7 protein-coding genes are annotated in these 10,205 nt (G+C 65.5%); 4 read left to right on the top strand and 3 right to left on the bottom strand.

Annotated features, from left to right (window positions below; translation table 11 throughout):
• On the top strand, positions 1-1,857 hold the full coding sequence (gene drmB / locus ACSYGN_RS25395) for a DrmB family protein (protein ID WP_460399410.1): 1,857 nt from the start codon (positions 1-3) through the stop codon (positions 1,855-1,857).
• 157 nt (positions 1,858-2,014) lie between these two features.
• Here drmB and ACSYGN_RS25390 read toward each other — a convergent pair whose 3' ends face one another.
• Entirely contained in the window at positions 2,015-2,641 is a 627-nt protein-coding gene (locus tag ACSYGN_RS25390) for an ATP-binding protein (RefSeq protein WP_460399408.1), read from the bottom strand.
• A 217-nt stretch (positions 2,642-2,858) separates the two neighbouring features.
• Between ACSYGN_RS25390 and ACSYGN_RS25385 the strand changes: the two genes are divergently transcribed.
• Both ACSYGN_RS25385 and ACSYGN_RS25380 read left to right on the top strand, forming a co-directional pair.
• Positions 2,859-3,704 (top strand): helix-turn-helix domain-containing protein, encoded by an 846-nt coding sequence (locus ACSYGN_RS25385; protein ID WP_460399405.1) that lies wholly within the window; start codon positions 2,859-2,861, stop codon positions 3,702-3,704.
• Positions 3,705-3,920: a DUF397 domain-containing protein gene (locus ACSYGN_RS25380; protein ID WP_460399403.1), complete on the top strand. Its 216-nt coding sequence runs from the start codon at positions 3,705-3,707 to the stop codon at positions 3,918-3,920.
• Positions 3,921-3,962: 42 nt separating this feature from the next.
• Here the strand turns inward: ACSYGN_RS25380 and ACSYGN_RS25375 are convergent, their stop codons facing one another.
• On the bottom strand, positions 3,963-4,448 hold the full coding sequence (locus ACSYGN_RS25375; RefSeq protein ID WP_460399401.1) for an ARID/BRIGHT DNA-binding domain-containing protein: 486 nt from the start codon (positions 4,446-4,448) through the stop codon (positions 3,963-3,965).
• A 113-nt stretch (positions 4,449-4,561) separates the two neighbouring features.
• Entirely contained in the window at positions 4,562-6,496 is a 1,935-nt protein-coding gene (locus ACSYGN_RS25370; protein ID WP_460399399.1) for an alpha/beta hydrolase, read from the bottom strand.
• A gap of 822 nt (positions 6,497-7,318) precedes the next feature.
• On the opposite strand from ACSYGN_RS25370, the gene ACSYGN_RS25365 reads away from it, so the two are divergent.
• Positions 7,319-9,994: an ATP/GTP-binding protein gene (locus ACSYGN_RS25365; RefSeq protein ID WP_460399397.1), complete on the top strand. Its 2,676-nt coding sequence runs from the start codon at positions 7,319-7,321 to the stop codon at positions 9,992-9,994.
• The last annotated feature ends 211 nt before the right edge of the window (positions 9,995-10,205 follow it).

The raw sequence follows: 10,205 nt of genomic DNA, 5'->3' as shown, positions 1-10,205 counted from the left end.
ATGAGCCCGTTCCCGCCCCGCACCCGTCGCCGCGGCATGGGCACCGCCCCTGTCCGCACCGCGCGCAGACTCGGCGAGATCCGCCGGGCCCAGTTGATCACCACCTACGGCGTGGGTGCCATGATCGCGGTGGAGAACGAGTCCTTCATCGTCTCTGGACTCGCTTCCTGGAACGTCTCCGAGGCACCTTGGATCTGGGAGCCGCGCCTCGCTCGGCCGCTCGGTGTCAAAGGCTTCCGCCTCCCTCCGGCGCCCGACCCGGACCTGGCAACCGACGGCGTGCGCGCCGCTCGGTTCCCCCTCATGTACTCCTGTCCCGAGTGCCGGGCGCTACAGCCGTTCCGCAAGTTCAACTCCCCGGCGGGCAAAGCCGAGTGCTCGATCTGCCAGGAGGACCTCGTTCCCTCCCGCTTCGTCATGGCCTGCACCCATGGGCACCTCGACGACTTCCCGTACTGGAAGTGGGTCCACCGCGGCACCGAATACGCCGGCGGAGGCCTGTGCGGCGGCGAGCTGAGGTTCCGCGCGGACGGCTCCACCGCCTCGCTGCGTGCCGTCCTGATCAGTTGCAGCTGCGGCGCGAAGGAGGTCTCCATGGAGGGCGCTTTCCGGCGGCAGGCACTGAGGAACCTCGGCGTCCGGTGCTCGGGCAGGCGTCCGTGGATCAAGGGGGCTCCTGTGGAGTCCTGCCAGGAGCCACCACGCACCCTCCAGCGAGGTTCGTCGTCGGTGTGGTTCCCCGTCGTCCACTCGGCCCTGTCCATCCCGCCGTGGAGCGAGGGGCTCACCAAGGTCGTCGCCCCCATCTACGACAAGTTGAAGGACGAGAGCCCGGGGGACATCCGGGCGTACCTCCGGATCGAGAAGATCCTCGACCACCACCCCGAGTACACCCCCGACGAGGTCGTCGCTCTGGTGGAGAAACTCAGACGCGAGGACGCCGAGCTCGCGGCCGAGCCCGTCGTGGAGAGCTCCGCCCGCGAAACGATCTACAGGGAGGAGTACCTCAGCCTCCAGAAGGACCACCCCGAGCGGGAGGAAGCCGGAAACCAGGACTTCGTCTGCGAGCCGCCAGACGCCAGCAACTCGGCGCTGCAGGAACAGTACGGACTGGACCAGGTCATGCTGGTCAAGCGACTGCGCGAGGTTCGGGCCCTGCAGAGCTTCACCCGCGTCGATGAGCCCAGCACAGCGGACGACGTCCACCGTCGCGCCCCCCTGTCGGCAGCAAAGCTCGACTGGCTCCCAGCCATCGAGGTCAGCGGCGAGGGAGTCTTCCTGCGCCTGGACGACAACCAGCTCAAGGAATGGGAGCAGCAGCCCAGTCCCCTCGCCCGGGCACAGCGCATTCGCGAAAGTCACACGGCGTGGCTGCGCAAGCGAGCCGGCGACTCGGAGAAGCCGGTTCCTGTCTCCCCGGTCTCCCCTCGGTACCTCCTGCTGCACACGCTCGCCCATGTCCTGATCAACGAGTGGAGCCTGGACGGCGGCTACCCGGCCGCGTCGTTGCGTGAGCGGCTCTACGCGGGCGACGACATGGCGGGCATCCTCATCTACACCGCCACCAGCGACTCCGCGGGCAGCCTCGGCGGTATTGTCGCCCAGGGAGAACCCCGTCGCCTCGAGATCGCCCTGCGCTCTGCGCTGCAGCGCGCCGAGTGGTGCTCCAACGACCCGCTCTGCATGGAGTCCGAAGCCAGCGGCACGGACAGCCTCAACCTCGCTGCATGTCACGCCTGTGTGCTGCTCCCGGAGACGAGCTGCGAGACCAACAACACCCTCCTCGACCGCGCCCTGCTGATCGGCACGCCTGACGATCCCGGCCTGGGATTCTTCGCGGATGCGGTGAACGACTGACGTCGTCTCTCGGATAACCGAGGCGGGAAACCGGTGACGTGGTTCTCGGGCTGGCCCAGCCCGGTGGGCGAACCAGAACCACGTCACCGGCCGCTCTACACCGAATCGGCCACACCGGCGACCAGCCCGGCATCCACCACCCCGTCCCTCCAACGGTCTAGGCCGCCTCGGCCTCGTAACACATCTGGGCCCGGTCGAGGATGTCGTCCGGGTCACGGCCCTGGGCGGCGGTCCAGTGGAGCAGATCAGCGATCAGTTTGACCGCGGACTCCTCCATGCCGAGATCTCGCTTCCCGGCCTCCGGGGAGCGTTCACCGCGGCCGACCTGATAGTTCTCAAGCATCTCCGCGGCCCGCTCAACACGGCGGCAGCCTTGCCCGCCACCCAACGAAACCTCGCACCATACGGACTTGCCACCTGCCGTCAGGACGGAACCCCAGTCCACCGCAAGCGAGTCGAGCAGTTGGAGCCCGCGCCCGCACTCCTCGTCGCGCGTAGCCGCCTTGAGCGCCGGAACCGCGCTGCTCTTGTCGTGGAGTTCGAGCCGCAGTCGCTCGCCCCTCCACTCCAGGATCAGCGCCGCCGATGCCCCAGCGCCGACGTGCTTGACGACGTTCGTCGCCAACTCCGTGACGAGCAGTGCGGCCTCGTCGTGGGCCACCGGCACACCCCAGCGGCGGAGCTGTGCGACGGCGGCTCTCCTGAGCGTCCCCACTTCGGCGGGCGCCGCCTCGAACGGCAGGACGCAGCGGAGCCGGGGTTCGGTGACCTCGCAGCCGTACATGACCACTTCTCCCTCCCAGGCCACGCATGTGCTGCGCCCACCGTGTCCGCACGGCTGCACTGCGTAGCGATCCGACGACGAGCATGACACAGAGAACTCTTGTCGTGTGAATTCTCTCCTGACTCGATCGAGTGAATCCGCTGGTGAGCGGCTTGCCCACTCCATAGCCTGTGGGCATCTTCCGGGCTGCCGCCCGGTGCACGGCGAGGGAGCCGCATTGTCGGAACGAACCACCACACGGCGTCGCCAACTCGGGGCGACCATGAGGAAGATGCGAGCTCGCAAGGGACTCACGCTGGAGGAAGCAGGCCAACTGGTCGGGGTGTCCAGGGCAACGGTCAGCCGGTATGAGACTCAGGCCGGCCCGGTGAAGTGGATCGTCATCGACGCCCTGTGTCGTGCATACGGAGCAACTGACGTCGAGCGTGATGCCGTTGTCCGGCTCGCCAAGGACGCCAAGCAACAGGGGTGGTGGAGGTCGTTCGCCGACTCCATTCCGGAGAGCATGAACCTACTGCTCACGCTGGAGGACGATGCCGTGAGGGAAAGCCACTTCTCGTGTGTCTACATCCCCGGACTCCTCCAAACGCGCGCGTACAGCACCACATTGCAGAAGGCCAATGAACTCTCGCTCGAGCCGCGTGAGATCGAACGATACGTCGACATCCGCATGAAGCGGCAGGAGATCCTCACCCGCCCGAACCCGCCGCACCTGTGGGCGATCCTCGACGAGTCCGTGATCCGCCGCGTCGTCGGTACACCGCAGATCATGCGGGAGCAGTTGGATAGGCTACTGGAAGCGGCAGAGTCGCCCAACATCACCCTTCAGGTGCTGCCGTTCTCCAAGGGTGCTCACGGTGCCGCTCTGGGCAGCTTCGTCATCATCGGCGGCCCCGAGCCGGCCCTCGATGTGGTGTACGTCGACTTCCACGCGGGCTCCCTGTTCCTGGAGAAGGATGAGGAACTTGACCGCTACAGACTTGCGTTCGAGTACCTTCAGGCACAAGCCTTGGACCTCGAAGCTTCGTTCGCCATGATCCATGACACTCGCGAGGAGATGTGAATGTCCATCGACCGTCAGCCACCCCGCGAGCCCACCTGGTTCAAGTCGTCATACAGCGGCGCCAACGCCACCGAGTGCCTGGAAGCCGCCTTCGTGCCGTCGGGCCTACTCCTCCGAGACTCGAAGCAGCCGACGGTGGCGCAGATCCAGATATCCGCAGGGGCATGGCACGGTTTCACGGCAGGCATACCCAGCCCGCACCAGAACGAGCGATAACAGAGCGGGATCGGCACCCTGCCCGCCTCGCGCGCCACCTGCTCAGCTCTTGTCCCCGGGTGAAGCTGAGGCGATCGGCGTGGTTGACGACCAGAAATCGGAGTGCACGTTCGGGCGGGGAACGGGGTAGTCGTAGTTGGGTCCGTTGGGGTGCGTGGTCGGGTCTCCCACCTTGGAAGGTTTAGCGCAGGGGGAATCCACCTCGAATGCGACTTGCCCTGATCCACCCACAACCAGAGAGATTCCAAATCCATCAGCCGACTGAGCGAAAATAGCAGGAAATCTCTCACTCTTGTTCACGGACTTGATTCTGTACCCACTCTTCTCCCAGAAACGCTGCACCACCCCGAGGAAGTTCCCTCGCCGTTCCTTGGAGATGATCGTCATCACTGTACGCGAGCGGGACACATCGCAAGCACCCGTGGACGTCCCACTGTGTGTCCAGTGCACCTCGGGCTTGATAGCGTCGAGGGTGGCATCGAGCATGGTATCCGCACGATCCGCCGCCTGCTGCATGGTGATACTCATGGTCGGTCCTCGCTCCTCGTTTGAAACCCGGTTCTCCGAGCTATGCGACCCGGCGCACGCGGCCAGCAGAGCGGCGGACGCAACGATACCCGGCAGCATCCTCCACGGTTTCGTCATCGCGGCCGCTCCACTTGAATTTCATCGGCATGCCCCGAAACAATCAGGGCGATGTTATTTGCGGACACTTTGTCTTTTTCCGGATTGAAGTAATTCGAGTGAGCCGGCGCCGGATCGTGAAGTGAGGGCATCGGGCCGGGATCAACCTGGAAACGGCGTGCGCCAAAGTCCTTACTCGCCGGGTCGGTCCCGAACCAGATATCGTCAGGATCAGAAACGCTGTGCCCGATATGGTAGCCGACGGTACCGCCCATACCCGCACCCCCCAAGATCCCCGTCACTTCGTCTATCGGGTTTCCCGACAGGTGTCCCAGCAGGGCTCCCTCAACCGCGCCGACATACGAGCCTCCTGCTATTCCAGCCGCTTCTCTGTGGTTGGGAAGTTTGGTCACGGGGTCGTGTTCTGCTGCTCCTACGAAGACATGGTTACTACCGATGTTCAGATCTGCGGCCTTGTCCGCTCCAGTGCCGGGACTGCCGACGAGGATGATGTCGTCGGCACCGGGGATGCCGCCATGCTGCTGCGCCGCCTGCCCAACGGTGAGAGAACCGTAGGAGTGACCGATGGCAGTGATGTGGGGGTCAGCATGCTCATTCGTGGCCGAGATGCCCGCCATGAAATTGTTGTAGGCACTCGCCCCGACTTTCGCGTCATGCGTGGACACTACGTCTAAGTTGTGCATGAGCTCTGATGCCGGCATCTGCGGGGCGTCGTATCCCAGCCACACGATCGAAGCGCTCGACGGATCGAAAAACTGAGCATCCTTCGCCGTATCGCGTGCTCTCTTGAGATCATTACGGGCGAAGTCGGTATCGAGGCCCGTCCCGAGACCCGGAACGTACGCCGAAACGTTCTTCGCCGCATCGGGGTTCCCGTAACTGACGATGGCTCTACCGTTGCCCTCGTCTCCGATTCCGAGCAGGTACATCGGTGGAAATTTTGGATCGGGGTACCTGAGTTGATTCTCGATCGACTTCAGTCCGTCCAGCATCGTCTTCGATTTCGCGTCACCCTTTTCTGAGAGTTTCCCGATGAGCAGGTCGATGTTCTCGCGGTTAGCCTCGTCCCTCGCTGCAGCCGGAATACCGTCAAGATTCCCAATCACGTCCGGGTAAACCGCCAGGTATTCTTCCCTCTGCTCCTGCGTGAGGTGGTTCCACCATTCCTTACGATCAGCGGGCGGCTTGTCGAGGGGGATGTTCTTCCTGAGCTGATCTTCTTCAGCAACGCCTACGGCCCCGGCGTCTGCAGCAGCGTCCGCCCAAGTTTTCACGTCAACCTTCAGTCCAGGACCTGCCGTCAGTTTGATAAGCACGTGTTGATAGCGCTCGTCAATCTCCCTCGCCTCGCGCAGGGCACGCGCAATGCGGTCGGCAATGTCCTGTGCTTTGGCGCGGTTGCGGTTGGTGCCGATGACGTTCGTCGTCCCAGCACCGACATCGGGCGTGTACAGTCCGTGCGCATCCGGCGGGTACAAGCCTTTGTTGGCTGCCGTGAGCGTGCCGTCGCTGCCCACAGCTGTCCCGCCCGGGATTTCTTCCCCCGTCACCTCACTCGTGCCGTCGGCCGGGTAACTGATACTTCCATCGTGATGCACCGTGTAGCAGTGGCCCGAGGCATCTTCCAACGCGAACTTCAACTGCCGCTGAGGCGCGGAAAGTTCTGAAGACAGACCGTTCACTGCCGAACGGATCAGGCCGCACTCGGCGTGGATGTAGCGGTAGTTGTCGCTCAGACGGTTCAGGCGCTTGATGGCCGCGTTCGCCGACTCACCCTTCTGGGTCTTCCCCAAGCGGGTGACCATCTCCACATCCACGCGTTCGCCCGCGGCGTCCGCTTGGCGCGAGGCCTTCGCCCAGCCATCGGCCGCATCATCGAGCTCCGACAACTTGAGATCCCGGAGTTCCTGCCAGGTCAGCTGCGATGTCATCCCTTCTTCCCCCCTTCCGGAACGTGCACGGCCCGAGCCTTGGCCGCCACGGCGCCGTCGGTCTCACCCAAGTCTCGAGCGACGGAGCGCAGGTTGGGCTCCAGGGACCCACACTCGTCCCGTACCGCGCTCAGTCGCTCCTCCCAAGAGGCGAGCACGGCCTTCAAGGCTGCCAAGCTGACCAGACCTGAAACGCCGGTCGCCACTCCGGTGTGACAGGACCGCAAGCTCTCTTCAGCCGACGCAGTGCCGCGTTTCAGGTCGCCTGCAGTGGCCGCGGCCTTAGTCCACGGTCCTTTTGAGTGCCGCAGAGTGCCCGTACGGCCACTCGTGCCGGTCTTCGACGTATCCGTCGCGGCGCTGCCACCGGCGTCAGCCGCCAGTTGGTTCAGTTGCATGTGGGTTGAGTGTCGCTCGGCTGCAGCAGCCTTGATCTGTTCCCACTCGTCCCACGCCACCTGGGGCCCCTCTCTCCCTTGAACGCCTCCGTAGCGTCGGCTGGCTGCCGCCGCGAACCTCACGTGTTGCCGCGACGCACTGTATCCGCGCAACTCGCCACTGCGACTGAGTACCTGTACTCAAATCCATGAACGTGACCTGTCTGCCGCCACGCACACCCCAAGGCCATCGAGCGAAGCGGCACGATGTGCGCGACTGGAGCAGCACATGATGAGTCCGGACGGGATCAGTCACCTGCTGCACCGCTCGTTCATGGCGAGGCAGAAGCCTGTAACCACATCCGCAGGCTCGACTGATTGCGGGCTTGCCAGGCTGTCCTCAAAGCGGCATAGATTGGCCCCAGTTGATCGTCAGGGGGAAACGGTGGCAGGGCGGGACCTTCGAACTCTGTTCAGCTCGAACGACCGGAGCATCGCCGCCAATGAGGCGTTCACGAACCGGCAGGCACAGTGGCGAGCGGTGACGGCTGGCCTCGCCGAGCATGTACGACACGTGATCCGCGCGGACTTCGATGTGGAGGACCTGGAAGCTCCCCGCCGTAACATCCTCGCGTTCCACGGCGTGGGCGGGATCGGCAAGTCCACGCTCTCCCGCAAGATCGAGGCATCGCTCACCAGCGGCGAGCACCGTCCTGTGCAGTGGGATTCGCCGACCCACCCCGAGGAGCGGACGCTACCGGTCCGCATCGACCTCGCGCGCGCCGCGGGCATGGACTTCGAACGCGTCATCCTCACCATCCGCCTTGCCGTCGCCGCGCTCGGCCGGCCGATGCCCGCCTTCGACCTCGCCCTGCGCCGATACTGGGAGCACCATCACCCGGGCGAACCGATCGAGGACTATCTGCGCAGGGGTGGGCTGCTGAGCCGTTTCAGCGCCGCTGCCGCTCTACCGCAGCAGATGCAGTCAGCCCTCAGCGACGTCGCCCAGGCCCTGCTCCTGCCCGGCACCGTCGGGAGCGCGCTCGGGCAGGGGGCCGGAGCGCTCATCAAGGCGTTGCGCGAGCGGCGCCAGTCCGTACGCGCCCTCGCCGACTGCTCGCGCCTGGCCGACCTCCTGGAGGTCGAGCCTGACCTGGAGGCCCTCAGCTTCTACCCGCACCTGCTCGCCTGGGACCTCGCCCAACTCCCGGCCAGTGGGAGCGCGCTGCCCGTGATCTTGCTGGACACGTTCGAAGACACCGGCGACCGCACCCATCGTGACTTCGAGCGCCTGCTCCAGCGCGTCGTCTGGCTGATGCCCAACGCGTTCTTCGTCGTCACCGGACGCAACCGCCTGCAGTGGGCAGAGACCAGCCTGGAAGGGCAACTCGACTGGGTAGGACCGAACGCCTGGCCCGGGCTCGTCCCTGCCGACGCCGCATATACCCGGTCGGATGCCTCCGGCCGCCAGATCCTGATCGGCGACTTCTCCCCGGAAGACTGCGAGGACTACCTGACCCGCAGGCTCAGCCGCGACGGGCAGCCGCTGATCGACGAACCGGTCCGCCGGACCATCGCCGAGCGCTCCCACGGGCTCCCCCTCTACCTGGATCTGTCGATCATGCGTTACCTGGAGCTACGACGCGGCGGCAGGCAACCGCAGGTCAGCGACTTCGACCACGGCTTCCCCGCCCTGATCACCCGTACCCTCAGCGACCTGACCGCCGAGGAGCGTCACGTGCTCCGCTCGGTCAGCTTGCTCAGCGCATTCTCCGTACCCCTGGCCACCAAGGTCGCCGGGATGGACCACGATGCACCCGCCCTGCGGCTGATTGAGCGTCCCTTCGTCCGGGAGTCCCCCTCCGGTGCGTGGCCCTTCCACATCCACGAGCTCATCCGCTCCGCCATCCGCAACGCGGAGGACGGCACTGATGACCGTTGGTCGCAACAGGACTGGCAGCGGGCGGCCCATCGCGCGTTCCACGCCTTGGAAGCGGAATGGCGCCAGGATCTGAGACGCGACCGAACCGTCCTGGTCGGCTGCCTCCAGCAAGGTCTTTTCCCAGCACGGGACTTCGGTCTCGATCTCGGCTGGCTCGGCGATGCCTCATTCCAGTACGTGGCAGATTCTGTATGGGAACCACTCCTGCTGCCCGCTGCGAGTGACACGTCGTCGGACGGCCCGCAGACTGCCGCGGATGCCCTGGTGGAAACGCTGAGTGCCATCGCCCGCCGCCAGCACGAGCACCGCGAGCGTACGGCCGGTCGGCTGTCGGCCGTCCTGGCATCGGGGCTGCTCCCCGATGAGCTGGTCGAGCTGGTCACGTACTACCTGGCGAAGGCCCAGCGCGACCTCGGGCTGACCGATGATTCGCGTCGCGGCATGCAGCACGTTGCCTCCGCTGGCGGTCGGCTCGCCTTCGCCGCCGGACGCGGCCTGGCACATCTGAGCCGGCTGTCCGGGGATTTCCCCGCGGCGGTGGATACCGCCGGGAGGCTGGGCTGGGAGGGACGCCACCAGCGAGTGCTTGGAGATGTGTGGTGGGTTCAGGGAGACATGGACCGGGCGGCAGCCGCCTATCGCGCGGCCCGGAGCGAGGCCGAGCAGAACGGTGCGGTCGGCGAGACCGCAATGTCCCAGGCGCATCTCGCCTTCGCGGTCGCCTTCGCCGAACCTGTTCAGGCCGACGACGAGCTCGACCTGGCGGACCGGTTGTTGTCGCGCCTCAGCCTGCGCTCCACCGAGATGGCCACTCGCATCACCGCGTTGGTGCGCGATGCCGGGTACGCTGCAGACGTACCGGACCGGGCCGCCGTCCTCTTCGGCGAAATCGGCGTCTCCGGAGTCTCCTATGCCGCACCCAAGCTCCAACTGGCCTTGTGCTTCCACCATGCCGTCCTCGACGCTCGCGATGAACTCGCGGCCGGAATCTCCCTCCTGCGGGAGCTCACTCGCAGCGGCGACTACGCGTACTATGTCGAGATCGCGCACTTCATGGCCGGTCTCCCGCTTCCTCCAGGCTCTGCACGAGCACGGTGGATCGACGGGGAGCAGAGGACTCGCGAACGATGGCGCGGCCTAGTTACGACACGCCGCGATCGCCTCGGCGCGGCGAGGTGATCCTGCCAATCGGACGGAAGCGGCTTGCTTCCCTCGCCGATGTGCTTCCACAACAGCACGGCGCGGCACGGGAACTCCACGAATACATCCGCACAGCGCTCGCCGCCTGATCAGCCCTTGGAATGGATGCGTTACACCAGAGCAGGCCTCTCTGACATCGTCGGGTGCGACGCCCCGAACCCCGCCCGGTTGGCGGTTAACGCCGCGCTGA

The sequence above is a fragment of the Streptomyces sp. YIM S03343 genome (genome assembly GCF_054729195.1).
This window is presented reverse-complemented; position numbering and strand designations above follow the sequence as displayed.

Coding starts and splice junctions, on each gene's coding strand:
- drmB (WP_460399410.1), top strand. CDS start 1: ATGAGCCCGTTCCCGCCCCGCACCCGTCGCCGCGGCATGGGCACCGCC.
- ACSYGN_RS25390 (WP_460399408.1), bottom strand. CDS start 2,641: ATGTACGGCTGCGAGGTCACCGAACCCCGGCTCCGCTGCGTCCTGCCG.
- ACSYGN_RS25380 (WP_460399403.1), top strand. CDS start 3,705: ATGTCCATCGACCGTCAGCCACCCCGCGAGCCCACCTGGTTCAAGTCG.
- ACSYGN_RS25375 (WP_460399401.1), bottom strand. CDS start 4,448: ATGAGTATCACCATGCAGCAGGCGGCGGATCGTGCGGATACCATGCTC.
- ACSYGN_RS25370 (WP_460399399.1), bottom strand. CDS start 6,496: ATGACATCGCAGCTGACCTGGCAGGAACTCCGGGATCTCAAGTTGTCG.